General features: G+C 67.8%; 18 protein-coding genes. 6 read left to right on the top strand and 12 right to left on the bottom strand.

The window, feature by feature from the left end:
* Positions 1 to 349 precede the first annotated feature (349 nt).
* Positions 350 to 1,603 carry a hypothetical protein gene (locus tag HF203_RS08360; protein ID WP_168668594.1) on the top strand — a complete coding sequence of 418 codons (1,254 nt, stop codon included), beginning with the start codon at positions 350 to 352 and terminating at the stop codon, positions 1,601 to 1,603.
* Positions 1,604 to 1,616: 13 nt separating this feature from the next.
* Positions 1,617 to 2,210 (top strand): hypothetical protein, encoded by a 594-nt coding sequence (locus tag HF203_RS08355; RefSeq protein ID WP_168668592.1) that lies wholly within the window; start codon positions 1,617 to 1,619, stop codon positions 2,208 to 2,210.
* Positions 2,211 to 2,223: 13 nt separating this feature from the next.
* Here HF203_RS08355 and folP read toward each other — a convergent pair whose 3' ends face one another.
* Positions 2,224 to 3,066, bottom strand: coding sequence for a dihydropteroate synthase (gene folP, locus HF203_RS08350; RefSeq protein ID WP_168668590.1), 843 nt, complete (start codon positions 3,064 to 3,066; stop codon positions 2,224 to 2,226).
* Positions 3,067 to 3,117: 51 nt separating this feature from the next.
* Positions 3,118 to 4,164, bottom strand: coding sequence for an FAD:protein FMN transferase (locus tag HF203_RS08345; RefSeq protein WP_168668588.1), 1,047 nt, complete (start codon positions 4,162 to 4,164; stop codon positions 3,118 to 3,120).
* A 1,455-nt stretch (positions 4,165 to 5,619) separates the two neighbouring features.
* Between HF203_RS08345 and HF203_RS08340 the strand changes: the two genes are divergently transcribed.
* Together HF203_RS08340 and HF203_RS08335 are read left to right on the top strand one after the other, a co-directional pair.
* The gene (locus tag HF203_RS08340; RefSeq protein ID WP_168668586.1) at positions 5,620 to 6,600 is read left to right on the top strand and encodes an SLAC1 anion channel family protein; all 981 of its coding nucleotides are present in this window, start codon (positions 5,620 to 5,622) and stop codon (positions 6,598 to 6,600) included.
* Between the two features lie 42 nt (positions 6,601 to 6,642).
* On the top strand, positions 6,643 to 7,425 hold the full coding sequence (locus HF203_RS08335; protein ID WP_168668584.1) for an OmpA family protein: 783 nt from the start codon (positions 6,643 to 6,645) through the stop codon (positions 7,423 to 7,425).
* Between the two features lie 18 nt (positions 7,426 to 7,443).
* Here HF203_RS08335 and HF203_RS08330 read toward each other — a convergent pair whose 3' ends face one another.
* From HF203_RS08330 to HF203_RS08300, 7 genes are read right to left on the bottom strand one after another with little or no spacing between them, the layout of a single operon-like run.
* A complete protein-coding gene (locus tag HF203_RS08330) occupies positions 7,444 to 9,294 on the bottom strand; it encodes a V-type ATP synthase subunit A (RefSeq protein WP_168668582.1) in 1,851 nt (616 codons plus the stop codon).
* A gap of 44 nt (positions 9,295 to 9,338) precedes the next feature.
* Positions 9,339 to 10,028: a hypothetical protein gene (locus HF203_RS08325; RefSeq protein ID WP_168668580.1), complete on the bottom strand. Its 690-nt coding sequence runs from the start codon at positions 10,026 to 10,028 to the stop codon at positions 9,339 to 9,341.
* 13 nt (positions 10,029 to 10,041) lie between these two features.
* The gene (locus HF203_RS08320) at positions 10,042 to 10,743 is read right to left on the bottom strand and encodes a hypothetical protein (protein ID WP_168668578.1); all 702 of its coding nucleotides are present in this window, start codon (positions 10,741 to 10,743) and stop codon (positions 10,042 to 10,044) included.
* Between the two features lie 19 nt (positions 10,744 to 10,762).
* On the bottom strand, positions 10,763 to 11,209 hold the full coding sequence (locus tag HF203_RS08315; RefSeq protein ID WP_168668576.1) for an ATP synthase subunit C: 447 nt from the start codon (positions 11,207 to 11,209) through the stop codon (positions 10,763 to 10,765).
* Complete coding sequence (locus HF203_RS08310; protein ID WP_168668574.1) at positions 11,206 to 13,011, bottom strand: V-type ATP synthase subunit I; 1,806 nt, start codon at positions 13,009 to 13,011, stop codon at positions 11,206 to 11,208. The genes HF203_RS08315 and HF203_RS08310 overlap by 4 nt, the downstream gene beginning before the upstream one ends.
* Complete coding sequence (locus HF203_RS08305) at positions 13,008 to 13,613, bottom strand: V-type ATP synthase subunit D (protein ID WP_168668572.1); 606 nt, start codon at positions 13,611 to 13,613, stop codon at positions 13,008 to 13,010. Before HF203_RS08305 ends, HF203_RS08310 begins: the two co-directional genes overlap by 4 nt.
* Positions 13,614 to 13,628: 15 nt before the next feature.
* Positions 13,629 to 14,993: a V-type ATP synthase subunit B gene (locus HF203_RS08300; RefSeq protein ID WP_168668570.1), complete on the bottom strand. Its 1,365-nt coding sequence runs from the start codon at positions 14,991 to 14,993 to the stop codon at positions 13,629 to 13,631.
* Between the two features lie 590 nt (positions 14,994 to 15,583).
* On the opposite strand from HF203_RS08300, the gene HF203_RS08295 reads away from it, so the two are divergent.
* On the top strand, positions 15,584 to 18,427 hold the full coding sequence (locus tag HF203_RS08295) for a PAS domain-containing hybrid sensor histidine kinase/response regulator (RefSeq protein WP_168668568.1): 2,844 nt from the start codon (positions 15,584 to 15,586) through the stop codon (positions 18,425 to 18,427).
* Between the two features lie 19 nt (positions 18,428 to 18,446).
* On the opposite strand, the gene HF203_RS08290 is transcribed toward HF203_RS08295, so the two are convergent.
* From HF203_RS08290 to HF203_RS08280, 3 genes are all read right to left on the bottom strand, one after another.
* The gene (locus HF203_RS08290) at positions 18,447 to 20,582 is read right to left on the bottom strand and encodes a VTT domain-containing protein (RefSeq protein ID WP_168668566.1); all 2,136 of its coding nucleotides are present in this window, start codon (positions 20,580 to 20,582) and stop codon (positions 18,447 to 18,449) included.
* A 13-nt stretch (positions 20,583 to 20,595) separates the two neighbouring features.
* Positions 20,596 to 21,306, bottom strand: a complete 711-nt coding sequence (locus HF203_RS08285) for an endonuclease/exonuclease/phosphatase family protein (RefSeq protein ID WP_168668564.1) — start codon at positions 21,304 to 21,306, stop codon at positions 20,596 to 20,598.
* A 209-nt stretch (positions 21,307 to 21,515) separates the two neighbouring features.
* The gene (locus tag HF203_RS08280; RefSeq protein ID WP_168668562.1) at positions 21,516 to 21,797 is read right to left on the bottom strand and encodes a late competence development ComFB family protein; all 282 of its coding nucleotides are present in this window, start codon (positions 21,795 to 21,797) and stop codon (positions 21,516 to 21,518) included.
* A gap of 189 nt (positions 21,798 to 21,986) precedes the next feature.
* On the opposite strand from HF203_RS08280, the gene HF203_RS08275 reads away from it, so the two are divergent.
* Positions 21,987 to 22,523 carry a PilZ domain-containing protein gene (locus tag HF203_RS08275; RefSeq protein WP_168668560.1) on the top strand — a complete coding sequence of 179 codons (537 nt, stop codon included), beginning with the start codon at positions 21,987 to 21,989 and terminating at the stop codon, positions 22,521 to 22,523.
* Positions 22,524 to 22,551: the final 28 nt, after the last annotated feature.

The raw sequence follows: 22,551 nt of genomic DNA, 5'->3' as shown, positions 1-22,551 counted from the left end.
CAGCCGCCAGCCGCCAGCCGCCAGCCGGAGAGATTGAACCGCGAAGGCGCGAAGGGCGCGAAGGGGGAATAAGCCGCCAGCGATCAGCCGCCAGTGGGCGCGATCACCCGACGGCGGTGCGGACCCACGCCGCCTGTGGCCTCACGCCGACATCACACATCACTCACTTTGCGCCCTTCGCGCCTTTGCGGTTCAGTCCGCTGGTCGCTGGTCGCTGGTCGCTGGTCGCTGGTACTGGAGCCGGTGACATGATCGGCTATCATGGCACCTTTGTGCCGCCAGGGCGGGGGTGCCCTTGATGTCGACGCCGAATCCCGATCCACAGTCCCTTCGCAGGTGTATCGCCGCCGTGATACCTCCCCTGTTGCTGGGCGTGCTGGTGTTGCTGCTCGGTGGCTGTGCCGGCTCAGGGGTGGTCGAGGGTGCGGCGCCCTGGCGTACCCCAGGCGCCGAGCTGGCCGCTGAGCGTACCAATGGGGGGCCGCGTCCGTCGATGTCGGAGCACATCCTCTACAGCACCGACCCGGCAGGGTTGCGCCAGGAGTTGCAGGCGCGCTGCGCGGGGATGGAGGGGCGTGGTAGCGGGGCAGAGCTGAGTCCTCTGGTCACCGACCTCTATCTCTCCGGGGTGGAGCCCGGCGAGGGCACCGAGGCGCTGTTGCGTGGCGGTTGTGCGCCGGTCAGTGAGATCGTCACCGAGATGATCGCCCAGGGCGGCGAGTCGGCCTTTACGCCGGTGCTTGAGCGTGCGCTGATGCTCACCGGTTCCGGGGCGCGCGCGACACTCGAGCAGGCCGCTGCCGCCGGGCTCGATCGTCGTGTCCGATTGCTCGATGCCAGCGACGGGCCGCTGCGAGAATCACTGGTCTATGGCATGCGCTATTACCCCTCGGGCGCGCCGGCCAGCGAGGCGCAGACGGCCGTCGCAATGAATCTGCTGTTCGAGCGCGCCGAGCCCGGTTACGGGCTCTATACCTTTGTGTTGCTCGGGCGCACCAGTGGGTTGGATGCGGCCGATGTGCAACGCTATCGTGAGTTGTTCCGGATCATCGAGACCTATGTGGCGCGCGCCACCGGCGCGCGGGCGCCGCGGCGCGATGCGCACACCTTCTTGGTGCCGGTGTATGCCGAGTCCGGTGATATGGCCCTGGTCGATCAGCTCGCTCCCGAACTCTCTGACCTGATGCGTCATCGGCTCGGGCGCACACTGCGCCGTCATGGCTGGCCAGGGTCGGCGGCCCGGTTGGAGCGCGGGAGCGGCCCCTTCCTGGTGACCGGTGTCGCCCCCCGGCTGCTGCCGCTCGAGGCGCGCAGACCGCGCTTGCTGGTCGACCTCTCCGGGGTCGGCGCCGAGTATCTCTACGGCGTCGTCGACGCCTGCGACCGCCCGGTCGAGGACGCGGCGGCGCTGGAGCGCTTGCACGAGCGCCTGCGGGCGTTGATCGAGGCCCCGCCCGAACACTGGCTGGAGTGGATCGAGCCGCGCTCTTCGGTCAGGCCGCGGGCGGCTGGGCTGAGCGCGTGGCCGGGGCGCAGTGTCGGGGGCGGTTGGCCGAGCATGGATTCTTCGTCGAGCCGCGCTCGGGCGTGGTTCACAACCTGAGCAGATGAGACTGATGAGCATCATTCCACACAGCCTCGGCAGCCTGATCCGATTCCTGATCGGGATCTTCCTGCTGCAGGGGGTTACCGCACTCCTGGTCTATACCGCGTTGAGCACCGATTGGCAGACCACTTGGCCGTTGTTCGCGTTGCTCGCTGGCGCGATCGGTATCCTGGTGGCGCTGTGGTTCAACACCATCGCCGATGCCTACCGTCACCGCGCCACCTCGCGTCTGAGCGAGCGCTTCTCCAAGGAGCGTGAGAAGATCCGGGTCAAGGCCGAGCAGCAGCGCGCCAAGGCCGGGCGCTCGCAGGAGCGGCTGGCGGCCAAGGCGCGGCGCAGTTCCTGGGGGGCGAGCCTCAAGACGGGGGCCGTGGTCGGCGGGGCGGTGGGGATCGGGGTCACTATGATGCTGACCCAGTTCGTCACCCTCGGGCTGGTGACATTGAGCGCCGCTGGTGGCGCAGCGCTCGGTTACGGGGTCCGGGTGCGTCAGCAGCGGGTGCTGGAGAACAAGCGCCTGGCCGCCGAGGCACACGAGCGCCAGATGCTGGAGATGGTCCCTGAGCAGCGGGTGTTGCCACGGCGGCGGGCCGCAGACGACTGAGTCGGCCGCTCGCTCAGTCGCTGGCGCGCATCCCCGCGCGATGTAGCGCCCAGGCGACGTCGGCGGCTTGGCGGTTGGCGGCGACGTCGTGGACGCGAAACACCTCGATCCCGGCCAATACTCCGGCAGTGGTGGTTGCTGCGGTCGCGGCATCCAACGCAGTCGGGCATGATTCGTTGCAGATGGTGCCGAGAAAGCGCTTGCGGCTGGTGCCGAGCAGCACCGGGTAGCCGTGGGCGCGCAGACGGCCGAGTGCGGCGATCAGCGCGAGGTTGTGCTCGAAGGTCTTGCCGAAACCGATCCCAGGATCGAGCAGGATGCGCTCGGCGGCAACGCCCGCGGCGATCGCCACCCCGGCGCGCTCGAGCAGATAGTCCTCGACCTCGGCAACGACGTCGTCATAGCGCGGGTCCTGCTGCATGGTCTCCGGGCGTCCCCGACGATGCATCAGTACCAGGGTGGCGCTGTTCTCGGCGGCTAGTGCGAGCAGTCCGGGGTCGTCCTCGCCGGCTGCGGTATCGTTGATCCAGTTGGCGCCGGCGTCGAGTGCCGCGCGCGCGACCTCGGCGAGGGTGGTGTCGATACTGATCTCCACGGCCCCGGGCAGCTCGGCGCGTAGCGCGCGGATCACCGGTAGCACGCGTTCGCACTGTTCGGCGGCGGGGACGGCGCGTGAGCCGGGGCGGGTCGATTCACCGCCGACGTCGATGATATCGGCCCCGGCCGCGGCGAGGGCGAGTCCATGGGTGATGGCCGCCTTAGGATCGAGGTGTCTGCCTCCATCGGAGAAGCTGTCCGGGGTGACATTGAGGATGCCCATGATCCTGGGTGGGATCGCGGGGGTTCGGGTGTGCATGTCTCAGACTCCTGGGCGATAGCGCCGGGCAGGCAGGCCCGGCGCCGATGGTCACTCGGCGCTGAGCGCCACAAAGCGGGAGGTGGCGCGGTCGCTATAGCCGTCGTCCTCGCGGACGACGAAGAAGGCGGCGATATCATGGGTCTCGGCGAGGGCGAAACCGGCCTCGGGGCCGAGTACCAGTAAGGCGGTGGCCAGGGCATCGGCCTGGGCGCAGTCGGCGGCGATCACACTGACCGAGGCCAGGGTGTGGGTGACCGGGCGGGCGGTGATGGGGTTGATGGTATGACTGTAGAGCTTGCCGTCACGGGTGTAGAAGTTGCGATAGTCGCCGGAGGTCGCCATGGCGCTGTCGTGCAGGGTGACGACATGATAGACCTCGCGTGCCCCGGTCTCGGGGCGCTCGATGGCGATCCGCCAGGGGCTACCGTCGGGCTTGGTGCCGCTGGCGCGCAGCTCGCCGCCGACCTCGGCGAGATAGTCGGTGACGCCCGCTGCCTCGAGCACCGCCGCGACCTGATCGACGCCATGGCCCTTGGCGATGCCGGAGAGATCGACATAGACCCCGGGTTTCTCCTTACGCAGCGCCGGAGGATCGAGCCGGTATTCAAGTCGGGGGAAGCCGATACGCTCGCGCACCTCGGCGAGCTGCTCATCGCTCGGCAGTTGCTCGGGGGGCTGGCCGGGGCCGAAGCCCCAGAGGTTGACCGCCGGGCCGACGGTGACGTCGAAGGCACCGATGCTGAAGAGGCTGATGCGTTCGGCGAGCGCGACCAGGGTGGCCAGTTCGGAGGAGACCGGGAACCAATCGTCCGACTCACTGGCATTGAAGCGCGAGAGCTCCGAATCGGGGCGGTAGGTCGACATCAGGTCGTTGACCCGTTCCAGCCGGGCGTCGATCCGCGCCTGCAGTTCACCGATCTCGAGGCCGTCGGGGTGACCGAAGAACTTGATACTGTAATGGGTGCCCATGGTGCGCCCCTGGAGTTCCTGGGCGGTGTTGTCCGGGGTGCAGCCGCCGAGCAGCGCGAGCGCGCCGAGCAGTAGGATCGAGAGAAGACGCCGGTGCAGTGGCGCGAGAACAGTGATCGATGACATGGGTCCTTCTCGGGCCGTATGGCCCTGGTGATCGTGATGGCCGATCCCCGCAAGCCGAGTGGGGCGGGGACGAGGGATGCGCGGGCGCATGGTCGGGTTCACCACCGCAGCAGCCGGCGCCGAGTAGGCCGCTCAGTGTCAGATCGACCCCCACCACATCGCCCTGCAGGTTGGGGCGGATCAGGGTCAGCGCCCTAGCGACCAGGGCGCTGATCGCCTGGGGTTTGGGGCGGACGTGACGAAAAGGCCGCTAGCAGGCCGTGGACGCCGATCAGCCGCAGACTAGGCCACGCCGGTATTTGCGTTGGTCGAGCTCGATCGTGCCGCGATCGAAGGCGCCATTCTAACCCGCCAGCCGCCAGCCGCCAGCCGCCAGCGGGTTGAACCGCAAAGCCGCGAAGGATGCGGAGAGAAGGGGGGCTGTCAGCCGCCAGCGGGAAGTGCAGGCTTGTCCCCTAGCGCCGGGGTTGAGCTGCAGACCGACACTGGAGACCGCCTTGCTGAAGGCTGGTCGCTTTCTTTGCGAGCGTCCTGTCTTGGCGGTTCAATCGCCAGCCGCCGGCGGGTTGAACCGCAAAGCCGCGAAGGATGCGGAGAGAAGGGGGGCTGTCAGCCGCCAGCGGGAAGTGCAGGCTTGTCCCCTAGCGCCGGGGTTGAGCTGCAGACCGACACTGGAGGCCAGCCTTGTTGAAAGCTGGTCGCTTTCTTTGCGAGCGTCCGGTCTTGGCGGTTCAATCGCCAGCCGCCGGCGGGTTGAACCGCAAAGCCGCGAAGGATGCGGAGAGAAGGGGGGCTGTCAGCCGCCAGCGGGAGGTGCAGGCTTGTCCCCTAGCGCCGGGGTTGAGCTGCAGACCGACACTGGAGACCGCCTTGCTGAAGGCTGGTCGCTTTCTTTGCGAGCTTCGTGTCTTGGCGGTTCAATCGCCAGCCGCCAGCGGGTTGAACCGTAAAGCCGCGAAGGATGCGGAGAGAAGGGGGCCAGCGGGAAGTGCAGGCTTGTCCCCTAGCGCCGGGGTTGAACTACAGACCGACACTGGAGACCAGCCTTGCTGAAGGCTGGTCGCTTTCTTTGCGAGCTTCGTGTCTTGGCGGTTCAATCTTCTGGCCGCTGGCCGCTGGCCGCTGGCCGCTGGCCGCTGGCCGCTGGCCGCTGGCCGCTGGCCGCTGAGAGCCCTTTGTTACCAGTTATAACCAAGTCCTCAGCTGTGATATTTATCAATGCCGTCGACGGCTCTGCCGACTAGACTGCGTCGCCTTTCGACCCATTCGTCAAGCGTCGTTGGCCGGGCCCTCTTCAGGTCTGGCTGCGGTGCGTGGAACCCAAAGGAGTCCCGCGATGACCACCAGCCCATTGCCGGCGCGTCCGGCCCAATTCTGGCCCTTCGTCCCGGCGAGCGCGATTGCGTTGGCGCTTGCCGTGCTGCTGTTCGGGTCGAGCCTGTGAGTGGCGCGCAGATGGGGGCGGCAGCTACCGACGATAGACCACAGGGGCGCCTGGCCTTCTTCCCGATCCCGTTCTTCGCCATGGTGATGGGGATGAGCGGGTTGACCATTGGTTGGGAGAAGGCCCAGCACCTGCTCGGCCTGGATCTCGGTATCAATCCTTGGCTGGTCGGCTTCAGTTCGTTGCTGCTGCTGGTGTTGGCGCTGCTCTATGGCGCTAAGCTGGTGCGCTATCCGCAGGCGGTACTCGCCGAGTTGCGCCACCCGGTCAAGCTCAACTTCTTCCCCACCATCTCGATCAGCCTGCTGCTGCTGGCCATCGCCTATCTACCGCTGCAACAGACGGTGAGTCGGACGCTGTGGTTCGCCGGTGCTGGACTGCACCTGGTCTTCACCCTCTATATCGTCAGCGCCTGGATGCATCAGGAGCACTTCAAGGTGCAGCACATGAACCCGGCCTGGTTCATCCCCGCGGTGGGTAACGTGTTGGTGCCGATCGCCGGGGTACCGCTGGGGTTCGAGTCGGTCTCTTGGTTCTTCTTCAGTGTCGGCGTGCTGTTCTGGCTGGTGCTGCTGACCATCATCTTCAACCGGGTGTTGTTCCACAATCCGATCGAGGACCGGTTGACCCCGACCCTGTTCATCCTGATCGCGCCTCCGGCGGTTGGATTCATCGCCTATACGCGACTGGTCGATGATCTCGATACCTTCGCCCTGGTGCTCTATTTCGCCGCGATGTTCCTGACCCTGTTGCTGTTCAGCCAGGCCCGGCGTTTCCTGCGCCTGCGCTTCTTCCTCTCCTGGTGGGCCTATTCCTTCCCGCTGGCGGCCTTCAGCATCGCCTCGATGGTGATGGCCGAACAGACCGAGGTGTTGTTCTACCGCTATTTCGGCGTGGCGATGCTCACCATGCTCACCGGCATCATCGTGATCTTGCTGTGGTCGACCGTACGGGCGGTCGCGCGGCACAAAATCTGTGTGCCCGGCCATTGACCGTGTCACCCGATCGGTTGTCGACTTCAGGAGTCATCTGCCATGTCTGAACAGACCTCGACGAGCGCCACCAAGGCCTGGTTCGCTGTCCCCTTCCTCTCGCTGATGTTCATTGCCGGGCTGGGCCTGGTCTATGTCGCCGACGGCGGGTTACCGGCCCCGGTCGCGGCCCCGCTCGAGGAACCCGATCCGCTGGCGCGTCTGCGTGCCGAACTGGCCGCGCAGACGGCGCGCTGGCAGGCGCAACAGCAGCGCATCGAGCAGCTGGAACAGCGGCAGCAGGAACGCGCGCATGACCAGGCCGCCGCGCTCGAGGCGCTCGAACACCGTATCGAGGCGCAGCGTGCCGATTTCGATCAGCGGTTCGCTGCCGCTCGCGGCGCAGCCGAGAGGGCGGCGCATGCGACGCTGTTGCACGACTATGCCGTGCTCGGCGCTCGTTTCACCGCGGACGGCGCCCTGGTGAGCCTGGGCGAGGAGGCGCTACGCTTTGCCCCGGGGAGCGCTGAGCTGCCCGATGGGCCGATCGCGGCGCTGGCGCCGGTCGCCGCACACCTCGACGCCCATCCCGCGCTCAAGGTGCGGTTGCGTGGGCACAGTGATGGCAGTGGTGATGCCACGCGGAATCAGGCCTTGTCGCGAGCCAGGGCCGAGGCGGTCGCCTCCGCCCTGGCCGGCCTCGGCGTGGCGCCGGAGCGGATGAGCGTCGAGGGTGTTGGCTCGGCCGAGCCCCTGGTCGAGGAGCGCGATGCCGGGACACGCGCCCGCAATCGTCGGGTCGAGGTCTACCTCACCCTGCCTGAGCCGGCGGTGGGCCAGGGCTGAGCCCTGGCCTCTTCGGCCTCAGCTGGCTGCTGCCAGCGTGGCGGCGGGGCTGTCCTCATCGAGCGCGGCGATCTCCTCGAGCAGGCGGGTGAAGTCGTGCGAGTCCTGGGCGGCATAATTGAGGTTCTTCAGTAGCGCGGTGAGCCGGGTGAAGAAGGCGCGCGCCGCGTCCTTGTCGGCGAAGTCGCGCTCGTGGCCGATCAGGGCATCGATCAGCTCGAAGATCTGACGCTGGCGCGTCAGTGGTACCGCCGCGTCGACCGCGTCGAAGGCGTCCTGCTGGAGGAAGGTCATGTCGAGCAGCAGCGCCTGCTGGTAGGTGACATAGTCTTCGGTGGTCACGCCCTCCTCACCGGTGACCTGCATCATCTGCTGCACCGCCTCGCCCCGGACCAGGAGCTGCTGCATCGCCTCGACCCGACGGTTCCAGTCGGCGCCGAGGTGTTCCTCGTACCAGGGGGCGAGCTGGCCGAGATAGCGCGACCAGGAGATCAGCGGGTCGATCGCCGGATAGAAACGCTTGTAGGCACGGTCGTAGGACAGCCCGAGGAAGCACTTCACGGTGCTCAGGGTCGATTGGGTGACCGGCTCCTCGAAGTTGCCGCCGGCCGGCGAGACGGTGCCGATCATGGTCAGGCTGCCGACGCTGGAATCGGCGGTGCGCACCACCCCGGCGCGCTCGTAGACGCCGCGGATCGCCGAGTCGAGATAGGCGGGGAAGGCCTCCTCGCCGGGGATCTCCTCGAGCCGTCCGGAGGTCTCGCGCATCGCCTGCGCCCAGCGCGAGGTGGAGTCGGCCAGCAGCAGCACCTGATAGCCCATCTGGCGGTAGTACTCGCCGAGGGTGATGCCGGTGTAGATCGAGGCCTCGCGCGAGGCCACCGGCATCGACGAGGTGTTGCAGATGATGATGGTGCGATCCATCAGCGAACCGCCGGTCTTGGGGTCGGCGAGCTGGGGGAACTCGCTGATGGTCTCGACCACCTCGCCGGCGCGCTCGCCGCAGGCGACCACGATCACGATGTCGACGGCGGCATGCTTGGCCAGCAGGTGCTGGAGCACCGTCTTGCCGGCGCCGAAGGGGCCGGGGATGCAGCCGGTGCCGCCGCGGGCGATGGGGAAGAAGGTGTCGATCAGGCGGATGCTGGTGGTCATCGGCTCGCTCGGGTAGAGCCGCTCGGTGGTGCGCGCGCGCAGCATGTGCTCGGTGAGCGCGCGGCGCACCGGCCAGCGCTGGATGAGGTCGAGCGAGCGCTCGTGTCCGCGCCGGTCGCGGATGCGCGCCACCGGGGTATCGACGGTGATGCTACCCTCTTGGATCCAGGTCACCTCGACCTCGCCGACCTGGTCGAAGGGCACCATGATCTTGTGGGTGTAGCGTCCCTCCTGGACGGTGCCAAGCACCCCGCCGGCGCGCAGCCGCGCGCCGTGCTGGACTTGTGGGACGAAGGACCACTTACGGTTGCGATCGAGGGCGTCGAGATCGACCCCGCGTGGCAGGAAAACCCCGTGGGTGATGGCGATCTTCTCCAGTGGGTTCTGCAGCCCGTCGTAGACCTCGCCGAGCAACCCCGGGCCGAGTTCGACCGAGAGCAGCTCGCCGGACTGCTCGACCGGGTCACCGACGCTCACCCCGCGGGTGTCCTCGAACACCTGCACATCGGCGAATGCGCCGCGCACCCGCAACACCTCGGACTTGAGTCGCTCCTCGCGACTGCGTTCGGGGCGAATGAAGACCACCTCGTTCTTCTTCAACGGCAGGCGCGCACCGTCGCGCCAGCCAGCCTCGATGGTGGCCAGGCTCTCCTGGACCGAGACCACCCGGGCGGGCGAGTCGGCCTGGACTTGGGGTGTCAGCGCGTCATCCATTGCGGGTTCCTCTTGAACAGGTGCGGGCGACCGGCGCGGTGCGCTCAGGCCGCCACCTCGGGCATGAGTTCGACCCCGTCGAGCGCGGTCTCGACCAGGTCGTCGAAGCGCGTCAGCGCGCGTTCGTGGTGATAGCTGGTCCAGCGCGCCACCAGATCCCAACGCAGGGCATAGATGATCACCGCGGCGAAGTCGAAGTGATGGCCGTCGTGGAGTCGCTCGAGATGGTCCCAGACGGTGCGCAGCAGCAATCGCTCGAGCCCCAGGGCATCCCCCTGGTCGAGACGGCGCGCGGCCTCCGGCAGCCAGGGACAGGCGCGTTCGAGTCGGAATGCTGGCTCGTTCCAGTGACGGTGCACCTGTCCGCTCCAGCGACCATGGCCCCAGCGCCGCTCGCTTGGCGGTGGCTCGCCGCGGTGACGGTGGCGTAGTGCACAGATCAGGGTGCGCATCTCCAGTCGCCAGTCGGCGAGGTCACGGGCGAAGGGATCGGGCAAGGTCGGGATCAGCCGCCGGGCGCGCTCGAGGACGGCTTGATCACTGCTGCGTGGATCCTGCTCGGCCCACTCGAGCAGGGTGCGCAGGGTGCGCAGGGTGCGCGCGTCCTCATCATCGAGCTGGGTCAGTCGCTGCTCGAGGCGCAGACGCGAGAGCGGTGTCTGACGCGCGGCGAACAGCGCCCCGTGCGCCGGTAGCGCACTCAGCAACATGGCATAACGGTGCGAGTCGGTCATGGCGCCTTCCCCGCTATTTCACCATCCCCTCGAGGATGGCGCGGAAGCGTGGCTGGAGGTGGGCGAGCAGCAGCGCCGCGACCTTGTCGTCGGTGAGATCGATCTGCACGTCCTGGTCGCGCAACGAGAGACGGATGCCACAACTGTCGTCGTCGCCGACGCTGAAGGTCACGCCCTCGGCGAGCACGTTGCCGGCGATCGAGAGCACGAAGTGCGACAACGAGCCCTCGCGCAGCTCCAGCGGGTTGCGCCGCAGCTCCTCGGGACCGACCAGGGCCCGGGGGAGTTGGATGTCGACCGCCTGGCCGGCGTCGACCCCGGCCTCCTCGCGGGCGGCGCGGGCGACCTCGAGGATCAGCTGCTGGAGGAAGCTCTGCTGTTCGAGTTCGACGGCGATCAGCCGCTTGACCTCGTCGCTGAAGCGGTCGGAGAGTTCCGACTTGAGCCGCAGCACGGTATCGCGCATGGCGATACGCAGCGCCTCCTCGCCGCCCTTGCGTAGGGCCTCGGCCTCGCGCCGCGCCTCCTCGACGATGGCCGCGGCGCGTTCATTGGCGGTGCGCTCGATCTCGGCGGCCTGGCGGCGTGCGGCACGCTCGATCTCGGCGGCCTGATCGCGCCCGGCGCTCACCCCCTCCTCGCGCAGTCGTGCGATCAGGGTCTCGATACCCGAGGAGGCGAGTCCCTCGGGGATGGCGTTGTCGGTGGTGGTCATCTGTTGCGTTCCCTCCGGGTCAGGCCGGGATGCCGCCGGCGAGCACCAGCGCGAAGACGAAGGCGAACACCGCGAAGCCCTCGACGATCGCCGCTGGGGCCAGCGACAGACCGAAGATCTCGGGCTTGGTCTTGCTCGCGTGGATCGCCGAGGCGCAGGCCTGGCCCTGGCGCACTGCCGAGAACAGCAGCGCCAGCCCGGCGAGGATGCCGATGCCGAACAGCGCCGGGGCGGTCTCGGCGGTGACCTCGCGCTGCAGGGTGAACATGATCACGATGCCGTAGATGACCTGCGAGGAGGGCATCACCGAGATGCCGATATAGCGGCCATAGCCGGAATCGGTGTCGACCATGGCGCCGATCGCCGCCTGGCCGGCGATCGCGCAGCCGATGATGCTGCCGATGGCGCCGAGCGCCATGGCGCCGCACAGCCCCGCCCAACCCAGTGCAATCACCAGTTCGTTCATTCGCTCAGCTCCGTCTTCTTAAAGGGCCTGAAGGGATAGCCCTCGCCGGCCAGGGCCCAGTTGTAGAACTCGATGAAGTTCAGACGCAGTCCGTGTACCACGCCACTCATCAGGCAGAGGGCGAGGTTGAGGACATGACCGACGAGGAGGATGAGGATCGAGAACAGCAGTCCGAGCCCAGGTAATCCCTGGTGGACGTCGCGCGCCAGCTCGTTGAAGGTCAGCGCCAGCGAGGCCGAGGCCAGGCCCAGCGCGAACAGACGAAGATAGGAGAGGACGTCACCGAAGGCCTGGGTGATACGGGCGAGCTGGCGCAGGCCATCGAGCAGGCGCAGCAATGCCGAGCCCAGGCTGCGTACCGGGCGGTCGCTGCCAAGGGTAAGGAGCGCGAACAGGGCCATACCGAGCAGCCACTGCGCGCTCGTGGCGAGCCAGTTCGGGGCCCCGGCACCGTTGCCGATCCATAGCGCGAAGCCGCCGATCAGTGCGGCGACCCAGGCAAGCGCGGCGCGACGCTCGCCGCCGGCCCCGGCACTGAGGGCGCGCTCGATGTTGGCCAGCACCAGGTGGAGGACGCCGATCGCCACCGACAGCCGCATCATGGTGGCGAAGTCGTCGAGATCGAAGACCTTGAGCCGGCCGAGCAGTCCGTCGGGCGCTGGCGTGACGCCGAAGTAGCTCCCCACCAGGATCCCCCAGAGCAACGCCCCGCCACAGAGCGCGAGTGCGAGCAGGCGCAGCCGCGCCCCGGTCTCGCTGTGCCCGAGCCGGCGCCAGCCGAGTGCCAGCCCGGCGCCAAGCACCAAGGCGTAGCCGGCGTCGGAGAGGATCATCGCGAAGAACAGGGTGAAGGAGAAGAACAGCACCCGCGATGGGTCCCAACTGCGATAGGCCGGCATCTGGTAGAAGCCGACCAGGTCCTGACCGGCGGCCACCGGGGCCGGGTTGTCGAGTCGGGTCGGCGGCTGGTCATCGGCACCCGGGGCCTCGAGCAGCAGCGCGAGGCCGAGCTGTTCGGCCAACACCTGGACGCCGGGGCAGTCCTCGAGCGCGACCCAACCCTGGACCAGGAACAGTGCCTCGTCGTCGTAGGTCTGGGCACGGGCGTAGTTGAGCCCGGCCAGATCCTCGGCCTGGGCGAGGTGCGAGGAGAGCAGGTAGATCCAGCGGGTGAGTGCATGACGCTCGGCGACCACCGACTCGAGTTCGATCTCGGTGCGTTCGAGGCGGCGCGCGACCTCGGAGCGGCTGAGCGCGCCGGTGTGGGTGCGGGCCACCGGTAGGGCGTCGCTCGGCGGTTCCTGCTCGGCGATCACCACCACCCAGGCCTGGCGATGGTCGCGATGGACGATCTGCCAGGGCAGGTCGAGTCGGGCGAGGGCGTCGAGCTGGCGTAGCGGCAGGATATAGAACCACAGCTTGTGCCCGGCGAGCGCCGCCGGCTCGGGGAGGTCGAATTCGCCCCAGGGGTCGAGTTCGGCGAGGCGCTGGCGCAGCGCATCACGACGATCGCTGACATCGCGCAGCCGCTGCTGATTGTCGAGTACCGCGCCGATGGTCGCGGTGAGGTCGAAGTCGGTGTGCTCGCGGATCTGGCGGCGCTTGTCCGGGACCTCGAGCAGATAGCGCAATGCCTTGCGGGCCTCGAGTGCGTGGGGCGAGGGCACGCGCTCGGGCTCGCTCGGGCGGTTGCCGAGTTCGACTAGGTGCATGCAGCCGAGCTGCTGGAGCTGTTCGAGCACCGCGTCCTTGTCGGCCGCGAGTCCGGCCAGGGTGACGCGGCGCATCGTCATGATGCTCATGCCAGACCTCCCCGTTGACGCTTGGCCTTGGCGATCTTGGAACGCACTACGGCGGCGCGCTCGGCATCCGAGAGGGCGACGCGGATGCGCTTGATGTGCGCGCGGGTGCGCGGGATCAGCACCTTCTCGAATAGGTTGACGCGCTGGGTGACCTTACGCACTGCGGTCTCGAGCAGCGCCACGCGCCGTTGCTGCAGGTGCAGCCGGAGGCGCAGCTCGAGCATCTGTTCGAGCCGCTCGACCAGTGGGTCGACCCAGTGCGGACGGCTCAGGCAACCGTAGTCGGTGCGGGTGAAGTCGACCCCGACGAGGCGTGGCAGCCGGGTGCCCATGCGGTTCTCTTCGTCGATCTGGACCTGGGCGACGTGGGTCAGCTCGGCCAGCGGGATCTCGGTGTTGGCGAGCATCGGCAGTTGCTCGCGGACCTGCGCGCGCAGGGCGGCGATCGCCTGCTCGAGCGCGGTGCGTTCATCCTGAGCGCGGGCGCGCTCGACGAGCAGCTGGCGGCGCTTGAGATCGAGCGAGGGTAGGTAGCGCTCGAAGGTCTGCAGCTGGCGCTGTTGCTTGGCCAGCGATGACTTGCTCAGGCTCAGTCGTGCCATGGCCGCGCTCCCGGGTCAGGCGACCGCGTCATGCGGATCGTCGAGGCGGGGGAAGTACTTGTCGATGAGCTGCTGCTTCATCAACAGGTCCGCAGGCTCGAAGCACTCGGCCAGGGTCTGCCAGCAGAGATCGAGCGCGGCCTCGAGCGGCAGGCTGACCTCGATGTCCATGAAGCGCTCACGAAACAGCTGACCGAATCTGAGCAGGCGGTGGTCGAACTCGGAGAGTTCGAAGGCCATCGCCTGCTTTTGCTCGGCGTCGCGGGCACCGGAGTAGAAGCGGATCATGGTGTTCATGATCTGGCCGTGGTCCTCGCGGGTGACCTTGCCGATGACGTGCTGCTTGAGTCGCGACAGCGATCCAAAGGGATCGATGACGCCGTCGTGCAGGTAGAACTGCCCCTCGGTGATGTAGCCGGTGTTGTCCGGGACCGGGTGGGTGACGTCGTCGCCGGGCATGGTGGTCACCGAGAGGATGGTCAGCGAGCCGCCGTCCTTGTAGTCGGCGGCCTTCTCGTAGCGGCGCGCGAGCTGGGAGTAGAGGTCGCCCATGTAGCCCCGGTTCGAGGGGACGGACTCCATTGCGATGCCGACCTCCTTCATGGCGTCGGCATAGGCGGTCATGTCGGTCAGGAGCACCAGCACCCGCTTGCCCTCCTCGACGGCGAAGCGTTCGGCTACCGCCAGCGCCATGTCTGGCACCAGTAGTCGCTCGACCACGGGGTCGGAGGCGAGGTTGACGAACATCACCGTGCGGGCGAACACGCCGGCGTCCTCGAAGCGACGCAGGAAGTAGTGATAGTCGTCGAAGATCAGCCCGAGCCCGCCGAACACCACGATGTCGGCGTCGGCCTGGATGCCGATGCGCGCGAGCAGCTGGTTGTAGGGCTCACCGGCGACCGAGAAGATCGGGATCTTCTGACTCTCGACGAGCGAGTTGAAGACGTCGATCATCGGCACGTCGGTGCGGATCATCTTCGAGGCGAGCAGGCGGCGTGCGGGGTTGGCCGGGGGGCCGCCGATGTCGAGCTTGGGGTCCTGGGAGAGGTCGGGGGCGGTGTCGAAGGGCTCGCCGTCGCCGCGGAACACCCGCCCGAGGATATTGGCCGAGTAGGTGACCTGCATCGGGTGGCCGAGGAAGCGTACCGAGGCCTCGGTGGAGAGCCCCTTGGTGCCGGCGAAGACCTGTAGCGAGACCAGGTCGCGGTCGATGCGGATGGCGCGCGCCAGCGAGCTGAAGCCGCCGGGGTCCTCGACCAGCGCCAGGTCGTCGAAGGCGACACGGGTCTGGGTGTTGCCGCCGCGGGTCGGGACCCTCACCTTGAGGATGTCACCGACGATCTCGACGACCTTGGAGTAGCGAACCAGGGTTTGGGTCACCTTAACAGGCCTCCGTGCTGGGCTGATACGGGGCGGATGCCGCGAGCAGGACTTCACTCGATAGTATCAGCTCGATACTGATGGCTCCAGGTGGTGTCTGCGGCGTGCGTGCTCAAGCGCTATTCATGCTCGGGGGCCTGCTGAATCGCTGGTGATGGTCATTTTCCTTTGTTTCTTCGTGGGTTGCGCGTCGGGTCGGTCCCGGCCGGGGTGACCGGGCGGATGACCGGCGAGCCGGCCGGGGTTGACAAGCGCATCCGACAACGCCAGAAAACAGGTCGATGATCTCTGCGTCCCAGGGTCCTGCCGTCTTCTCCATGCAGGTCCGGGATAATCAAGGTGTCAGAGTGAAAGGGTAGGCTGGAGCGTACCCGCCCAGGGATTCGGGGTCGGGTGCGCGATCACGGAAGCGCTGATACATGCCCCAGACTTATCTTGGGTGCGATGGCGCGGTGTGGTCAGGTCGTCGGAGATGGATATCAGGGTGCCGACCCGGGAGGACGCGACACACGTGCCTGCCGTGGCCGGTAGCCGGTGGCCGAGTGCGCGTTTTGTAAACCACGGAGCGAGCGATTTCCGACGAGTACCCCATGGCATGGCTTTTTCGACTGGGCGAGCGTGATGCCCCCAACAGGGCAATGGACGCAGATGCCTTTCTCGCAAACCTGGTCCGCCAGTTCCCCGATCCGACCTGGGTCAAGGACCCCGATGGCCGGTATCTGTACTGCAACCCCGCCTTCGAGCGCTGCTTTGCCGTCACTGCGGCGCAACTCATCGATCATCCCGCTGCCGAGCCGTTCCCCGCCGCCGTCGCCGCAGGGCTGCGCGACCATGAGACGACGGTCCTCGAGACCGGGACCGAACTGCGGCGCGACCATTGTTTCGAGCCGCCCGCCGGGACCGGGGGGCGCTGGTTCGAGGTGTGCTACTCCCCGCTGTGCGACGACAAGACCGGTGCCTGTTACGCGCTGCTCGGCTGTGCGCGCGACGTCACCGAGCGTCATCGCGCCGCCGAGGCGGCCTGGGATACCGAGACCCGTTTCCACGCCTTGTTCGAGCAGGTCGAGGCGATCTCGGTGCAGGGCTATGATCGCCACCGTCGGGTGATCTACTGGAACCCGGCCAGCGAGGTGCTCTACGGCTATCGCCCAGCCGAGGCGCTCGGGGCCAAGCTCGAAGATCTGATCATCCCCGATGTCATGCGCCACTACGTGGTCAGCGCGGTCGACTCCTGGGTCAACGGCGCCCCGGTGCCTCCGGCCGGGGAGATGACGCTGCGGCGTGCCGACGGCTCGCCGGCACACGTCTTCTCCAGTCACGTGATGCTGCGCGGTCCCGATGGCGAGCCGCAGATGTACTGTGTCGACATCGACCTGAGCGAGCGCAAGGCTGCCGAGGAGCGCATCCGTAAGCTCTCGCTGGCCATCGAGCAGAGCCCGGAGAGCATCACCATTACCGATCTCGATGGCTCGATCGAATATGTCAACGAGGCCTTCGTGCACAACAGCGGCTATGCCCGCGAGGCCCTGATCGGCGCCAATCCGCGCATCCTCCAGTCGGGACGGACGCCGCGTTCGACCTATCGTGAACTCTGGGCCGCGCTCGGGCGTGGTGAGGTGTGGCGTGGTGAGTTCGTCAATCGCCGCCGGGACGGCAGCGAATACATCGAGATGGCGGTGATCGCGCCGATCCGTCAGCCCGACGGGCGCATCACCCACTATGTCGCGGTCAAGGAGGATGTCACCGAGAAAAAACGCATCGCCGAGGAGCTGGCGCGCTATCGCGATCATCTCGAGGAGCTGGTCACGGCGCGTACCCGTCAGCTCTCCGAGGCGCGCGAGCGGGCCGAGGAGGCCAGCCGCGCCAAGAGTGCCTTCCTCGCCAACATGAGCCACGAGATCCGCTCGCCGATGAACGCCATTCTCGGGTTGAGCTATCTGCTCGGGCGCGATCTGGCCAACCCACAGCAGCGCGCTACCCTGGCCAAGATCACCGGGGCGGCCAATCATCTCCTATCGATCATCAACGACATCCTCGATGTCTCCAAGATCGAGGCCGGCAAGTTCACCCTGGAGAGCCACGACTTCGTCGTCGCTGAGCTGTTCTCGCAGGTCGAGGCGCTGGTCCAGGCGCAGGCGGCGACCAAGGGGCTGGAACTCGTCTGCGAGAGCGTGGGGTTGCCGGCCGTGCTCCATGGCGACAGTACGCGACTGCGCCAGGCGCTGCTCAATTATCTGGGCAACGCGATCAAGTTCACCCACGAGGGGCGGGTGCTGCTGCGCGCCGAGGTGCTCGAGGCGCGAGAGACGCGGCTGTTGGTCCGCTTCGCCGTCAGCGATACCGGCATCGGTATCGACGCCGCGGCACTCGAGCGCCTGTTCCAGCCCTTCAGCCAGGTCGACAACTCCACCACCCGGCGCTATTCGGGGAGTGGGCTGGGGTTGGCGATCACCCGTCGGCTGGCGCTGATGATGGGCGGACAGACCGGTGTCGAGAGTACCCCGGGCAAGGGCAGTACCTTCTGGTTTACCGCCTGGCTCGGGCGTCCCGACGACCAGGATGCGCAGCGGCTCGGGCACCGCCGCGAGGATGAGGATGCCGCGGCCCGCTTACGGGCGCAGCATCGCGACGCGCAGATCCTGTTGGTCGAGGACAACCTGGTCAACCAGGAGGTCGCCGCCGAGATCCTCAAGGACGTCGGATTACGCGTCGAGGTGGCCAGCAATGGTCGCGAGGCGGTGGAGATGGCGCAGCGCGGATCCTATGCGCTGGTGCTGATGGACCTGCAGATGCCCGAGATGGATGGTCTCGAGGCGACCCGGCGGCTGCGGCGGTTACCGGGATGGGAGACGGTGCCGATCATCGCGATGACGGCCAATGCCTATGACGATGACCGACGGCGCTGCGAGGCGGTGGGGATGAACGGTCATGTCCCCAAACCGGTCGAGCCGCAGCGCCTCTATGCCACCCTGCTCGATTGGCTCGCGCGTGTCCCGCACACCGCTGCCACCACGACGTCGGCCAGGACCGTGGTCGGCGTGGTGCCGGAGGAGATGATGGGTGCGGCCGAGACCGATGTCCTCGAGCGGCTCGCCCGACTCGATCATGTCGATCTCGACTTCGCCCTCAAGAGCCTGCATGGCAAGCGCGAGGTCTATGTGCGGTTGCTGGGGATGTATGCCGACCATCACCGCCACGACCTGACCGAGTTGCGCCAGGCGCTACAGACCGATGAGCGTGACCGGGCGCGGCGCATTGCCCACGCGCTCAGCGGTGTCGCCGGGACCCTCGGCTTCGTCGAGTTGCAGCGGCTGTGTCGAGCGCTCGACGTGGCACTGCGCGAGGGTGCGGCGAGCGTGGCCATCGATGGCTCGTTGACGCGCGCGGAGCTGCTCCAGGAGCAACTGCTGGCGGCGATCACCGCCACCGGCTGAGGGTCCGGGCAGGCCGTGTTCAGCGCTCCTGGAGCAACACCCCGAGTAGCCGGCGGGCGAGCAGCCCAAGCCCGAGGATCAACGCCAGGGCGAGCACGAGCAACAGGAACTGCTCCGGGCTGGCGCGACGTAACAGCGCCATCAGCCCCTCGGCGAATACCGCCATTGCGGCCACTCCGGGCAGCATCCCGACCAGGGTGCCGATGACGTAGTCGCGCAAGCGGATGTGCGAGGCCCCGGCGAGCAGATTGAGCAGGGTGAAGGGCGCCACCGGCACGATGCGTACGGCGACGATGGTGAGGATGCCGCGTCGTGCCAGACGTTCGCTGAGTCGATGGATGCGACCGCCGGCGAGTCGATCGACGGTGGGACGCCCAAGGTAGGCACCAATCGCGTAGGCGGCGAGCGCCGCGAGCAAGGCACCGAACAGGGCATAGCCAGCCCCCGCCAGGGGGCCATAGACCAGTGCGGTGACCAGGATCAGCAGCGTCACCGGGACCGCCAGCAGACTGCCGATGACGAACCCCGAGAGCAGTAGCGCCGGTCCCCAGGGGGCGTGGAGCTGTGCGGTCAGGCGCGTGGCGAGCAGCTGTGGGTCGAGCGCCTCGCCCAGCCCCCAGCGCCACAACAGCGCCAGTCCCGCGAGCAGGCCGATCAGTGCCATCCCCAGGCGCAGCCGTCGCCTGGCGTGGGGCAGGTGGCGCCGCCCGAGCACGGCGTCGCCGAGGTCGACCGGGCTGAGTGGACGCGGTGGGTCGATCAGGCGCTCGTCGGGGAGTTGGCGCTCCCACTCCGGATCAACCTCACCGGTCAGTGGCACCAGGGTGTGTTGCTCCGGGGTGGCCTGTGCGCGGATCGCGTCGATCGCCCCGATCAGGCCACCGGCGTCGGCCTCGGCCTCGGCCAGCTGCCGTGGGGTGCAGCCGAGTAGATTGCCGATGAGTTCGCGCCTGAGCGCGACGAGCGCGGTATGTGCCGCTTCCCCCTCGGCCTCGATACAGAGATCGCACTCGGTGTCCAACCCCATCGAGCGATTGCTGAGGTTGGCCGAGCCGATCCGCAGCCAGCGGTCATCGACGATTGCCAGCTTGGCGTGGACCATCAGGCAGCCCTGTTCGAGTCCAGGGACCTCAGGGGCGTAGACCCGTAAGCGATCGTGCCGATCGGCGGCGCGCAGGCGTTCGAGCTGGCGCGCGCGAAGGATGTCCATGGTGTGTTGCTCGAGCCAGGCGCCGGTCTCGCGCGGCAGTACGATCACTACTTCGGGGCCCTGGGGCTCGTCGAGACGCTCACACAGCGCGCTGCACAGGATCGTCGAGGTCAGGTATTGGTTCTCGACATAGATCAGTCGCTCGGCGCGGGCAAACAGTGCCAGATAGAGCTGCTCGACTTCGCGTACGGCGTGTTCGTTGCGTTCGGGCTGTGTCGGCTGGGTCCGGGCGATGGCGCAGCGCTGGCGATGGAAGCGTGCCTCGACCCCCGCTGGCCAGGGGCAGTGGTCGGGGGGCGGGGAGGGTACCGGAGGGGTGGTGCCGAGGCGCGCCCAGCGGGCGCGGGCCAGCTCGGCGAGTGCGCCGGCGCTCTCCCCGTCGACCAGCAGCTGTAAGTCGTGGAAGGGGGGGTAGGGCTCGCCGTCGGGGTCGCGCCGACGGGCGTCCTCGGCGCGGTGCGCGCTGCTGTCCCAGCGCCACTTGCCGAGATCGAAACCGCCGCAACAGGCCAGGGTCTCGTCGATGACCACCAACTTCTGGTGATGGCTAGCCGCCACGGGGTGGGTGTCGTCGAGTGCGAAGTGCAGGCGTGGGTGTTGGCGCCAGGGGTGGATGCCGAACAACAACGGCTCGCGTTCGAGGGCATAGATCGGGGCGTAGTCCCACAGCAGGATCCACGCCTCGAGCTCGGGGGTGCGCTCGAGCAGGGCGTGGAGCAGCTCGCCGAGCCGGGTCGGAAGGCCGTCGTCGGGGGGCTCGCGGACCAGTTCGAGCTGGCTGTGCAGGTCCCATCCGAGGATCAAGATCTGATGACGCGCTGCGATCAAGGTGCGGCGCAGGGTGGCGAAGTACTCTTCACCATCGATCAACGGCGTGATGCGCTCACTGGCGGTGACCTGCCAGCAGGTCTCGCCGGGTACGAACAGCGGGGCGTTGCGTTCCATGGTGTCAGGCTCCTCAGTCGCGGCGGGTGCTGGTCGTGGGGATCGGTAGCGCCAGTTCCGCATACAGTGGCAGATGATCGGAGGCGAGACGGGTGAGCGGGTCCTGGAGACGCGCGAGTCCCTGTAACACCCCCTCGGGGGCGACCCAGAGCCGATCGAGGGCGAGCACCGGCCAGCGCGCCGGAAAGCTGGCCAGACGGGGGCTGGGACCGAGCCACTGGGTAAGCCAGCGCTCGGTGCGTGCCAGCGGCCACCAGGTATTGAAGTCTCCCATCACCAGCAATGGGGTGGGAGGGGCAAGGAGCCAGGGGCGTAGCCGCTCGATCTGGCAGCGGCGCTCGCCGGTGCGCAGTCCGAGGTGGGTGGCAAGACAGCGTAGCGGGGTCCCTCGGGCGCTGTGCAGGTCGGCGACGATGGCCCCGCGCGGCTCGCGGGCATCTTGGCTGAGGTCGACACGGGTGAGCGCGGTGACCGCCAGCCGGGTGAGCAAGGCGTTGCCGTAGTGGCGGTCGTGGGTGAGGATGGTCGGGCCAGGGATGGCGAGGTAGTCGCCGAGCTGTGCCAGCTCGTGCATCTGCGCCGAGGGCTCACGGCCGGTCGGGGTCGAGTCGACCTCCTGGAGGGCGATCAGGTCGGCATCGAGGCGTTGCAGGACGGCGGCGATACGCCGCAGGTCACGTCGGCCATCACGGCCGACCCCGCCGTGGATGTTGTAGGTGGCCACGCGCAAGTGCTCGCGTGGTGCTCGGTCGGGCGTCATGTCGCCAGAGATGGCGCACCGGGTGGCTCGATTCAACCGGGCTGCGGCACGCGACCCCGATGCCGGACGGGACCGGACGTGGCGGTAGGGGATCGCCTGAATGCACTCGCCCCTGGCCGCCGCCCCGGTGACGGCGTTCGCCTCCCCGCACGGGATGCGCCCACGCTGTTGGATCAGTCCTCGTGGGAGCGCGGGGCGCGGCGGCGGCGGGTGGTCTCGAAGGCGAAGGCTACGGCATCGGCGACCTCTTCGGCCATGCGTGCGCGCTCCTCGTCGCTCTGGTGGGAGGCGAGATCGATGCTGTGGCGCACGTAACGCGGTGGCAGATAGTTGAGCGCGACACAGGCGAGATCATCGAAATAGCCCGCGTCGAAGGGCTCGCCGCGCGCCGCGAGCAGTTCGCTGATACGCGCGGCGACCAGACGTTCATAGTGGTTCTCGATGCTGGAAAGCATGGTGGTCGGCTCCGATTCTGCCTATCTGAGGAGGCGGCGGCTGCGGTTGCAGGTGCGCTCCGCCAAGGATGGCGCTATCTTAGCCGAAGGCTCGCGGTCGCGGCCAAGATTGGCAGGGCGCCGCGGTGACGGTCGGTCCGGCCCCGGCGAGGAGCGACCGTCGGCGCGAACCTCAACCTGGATTCTGCGATGCATGATCGACACGTCGCCGCCGATGCCGTCATTCCTGCCGCCTGGCGAGCGGTGCTGGGCAATGGTTTGGCGGTGACCCTCACCCTGGCATTGGCGCCGAGTCGGCGGGCCGTGACCCTGCCCGAGGCCGGAGTGCGTTTACTCGATGCGGTCGCGGTCCTCGAGGACGGTGGTCGCGCCGGTCGTGACGAGTCCCCGCCGTTGGAGTTGCAGCGCCTCGAGGCCAAACTCGACCTACTGATGCAGTTGCTCTCGACCTGGATGCAGGAGCAGGTGCCGGCGCCGGTCACGGCCACGCTGAGCGCCGAGGGCGTGGTGGTCCCGTCCGCGTTGCTGGCGAGCGGGGAGGATCGACTCGAATTCTACCCCTCGACGGCGTTCGCCCAACCCTTGGTGCTCGAACTCGATACACGTTGCACCTTCGAGGCGATGGTCGGGGCACGCTGGCGGTGTCACGACGCAGGGCTGGGCGAGGCGCTGGGGCGTTGGGTGTTTCGGATGCACCGTCGCGCGGTGGCTCGGGCCCGTCGTTGAATGACCGTCGGTGGTTGTGATTGCGCGT

This window comes from Marichromatium bheemlicum, assembly GCF_012276755.1.
Taxonomy (GTDB): Bacteria; Pseudomonadota; Gammaproteobacteria; order Chromatiales; family Chromatiaceae; genus Marichromatium; species Marichromatium bheemlicum.
The sequence above is the reverse complement of the archived record's forward strand: the minus strand, read 5'-3'. Positions and strand labels throughout refer to the sequence as shown.

Coding starts and splice junctions, on each gene's coding strand:
- HF203_RS08280 (WP_168668562.1), bottom strand. CDS start 21,797: ATGCTTTCCAGCATCGAGAACCACTATGAACGTCTGGTCGCCGCGCGT.
- HF203_RS08275 (WP_168668560.1), top strand. CDS start 21,987: ATGCATGATCGACACGTCGCCGCCGATGCCGTCATTCCTGCCGCCTGG.
- folP (WP_168668590.1), bottom strand. CDS start 3,066: ATGCACACCCGAACCCCCGCGATCCCACCCAGGATCATGGGCATCCTC.
- HF203_RS08310 (WP_168668574.1), bottom strand. CDS start 13,011: ATGAGCATCATGACGATGCGCCGCGTCACCCTGGCCGGACTCGCGGCC.
- HF203_RS08305 (WP_168668572.1), bottom strand. CDS start 13,613: ATGGCACGACTGAGCCTGAGCAAGTCATCGCTGGCCAAGCAACAGCGC.
- HF203_RS08355 (WP_168668592.1), top strand. CDS start 1,617: ATGAGCATCATTCCACACAGCCTCGGCAGCCTGATCCGATTCCTGATC.
- HF203_RS08325 (WP_168668580.1), bottom strand. CDS start 10,028: ATGACCGACTCGCACCGTTATGCCATGTTGCTGAGTGCGCTACCGGCG.
- HF203_RS08320 (WP_168668578.1), bottom strand. CDS start 10,743: ATGACCACCACCGACAACGCCATCCCCGAGGGACTCGCCTCCTCGGGT.
- HF203_RS08330 (WP_168668582.1), bottom strand. CDS start 9,294: ATGGATGACGCGCTGACACCCCAAGTCCAGGCCGACTCGCCCGCCCGG.
- HF203_RS08295 (WP_168668568.1), top strand. CDS start 15,584: ATGGCATGGCTTTTTCGACTGGGCGAGCGTGATGCCCCCAACAGGGCA.
- HF203_RS08315 (WP_168668576.1), bottom strand. CDS start 11,209: ATGAACGAACTGGTGATTGCACTGGGTTGGGCGGGGCTGTGCGGCGCC.
- HF203_RS08335 (WP_168668584.1), top strand. CDS start 6,643: ATGTCTGAACAGACCTCGACGAGCGCCACCAAGGCCTGGTTCGCTGTC.
- HF203_RS08345 (WP_168668588.1), bottom strand. CDS start 4,164: ATGTCATCGATCACTGTTCTCGCGCCACTGCACCGGCGTCTTCTCTCG.
- HF203_RS08290 (WP_168668566.1), bottom strand. CDS start 20,582: ATGGAACGCAACGCCCCGCTGTTCGTACCCGGCGAGACCTGCTGGCAG.
- HF203_RS08340 (WP_168668586.1), top strand. CDS start 5,620: ATGGGGGCGGCAGCTACCGACGATAGACCACAGGGGCGCCTGGCCTTC.